Raw genomic sequence first — 759 nt, 5'->3', positions numbered from 1 at the left:
GTTCAGAGTTGTTTGTGATTGCTGATGGTTACTGGAATAACGGCATCGAAAATATCGTTGCGCTGCGTGGTGACATCCCACCTGGTGGCGGTGCTCCAGATATGTATGCTTCGGACTTGGTTGAGCTACTAAAATCTCGTCACGATTTTGATATTTCTGTGGCGGCTTTTCCAGAAGTGCATCCAGAAGCAAAAAGTGCTCAATCGGATCTGCTAAACCTAAAACGTAAAGTGGATGCTGGTGCAAACCGTGCCATTACTCAGTTCTTCTTTGATGTGGAATCTTATCTGCGTTTTCGTGACCGCTGTGTTGCGGCGGGAATCGATGTAGAAATCGTACCGGGTATTTTGCCAGTTTCGAACTTTAAGCAAGCCTCACGCTTTGCGGCGCAGAATAACGTTAAAGTGCCAGGATGGATGAGCAAACAGTTTGAAGGTTTGGATGATGATCCTGTGACTCGCCAACTTGTAGGTGCAAGCCAAGCTATTGATATGGTTCGTGTACTAAGTCGCGAAGGTGTAAAAGATTTCCACTTCTATACGCTGAATCGTGCGGAGATGACTTATGCGTTATGCCATACTTTAGGTGTTCGCCCTCGTGTAGCCGTAGAAGCGTAAATCCGGTTTCAAAAAGACAAAAGGCTTGCCAAGTGGCAAGCCTTTTTCGTTGTCTCTAAGTAAAAGGAAATTAACCAATCACTTCAAGTTCTGTTAGGACTTCTTCTGCCCAAGTGATCCACGTTTCACGTAACAGTAGGTT

Annotated in this window: 1 protein-coding gene and 1 pseudogene; one reads left to right on the top strand and one right to left on the bottom strand. The window is 45.3% G+C overall.

Features of this window, described 5'->3' with window-relative positions; all coding sequences use genetic code 11:
- A partial coding sequence (gene metF, locus R7E78_RS26195; RefSeq protein ID WP_318058617.1) for a methylenetetrahydrofolate reductase occupies positions 1 to 617 on the top strand: 617 nt, incomplete at its 5' end.
- A 70-nt stretch (positions 618 to 687) separates the two neighbouring features.
- Here metF and R7E78_RS26190 read toward each other — a convergent pair.
- Positions 688 to 759, bottom strand: a pseudogene (locus tag R7E78_RS26190) (PadR family transcriptional regulator); the annotation flags it as partial.

Source organism: Vibrio sp. YT-19(2023) (assembly GCF_033337395.1).
The sequence above is the reverse complement of the archived record's forward strand: the minus strand, read 5'-3'. Positions and strand labels throughout refer to the sequence as shown.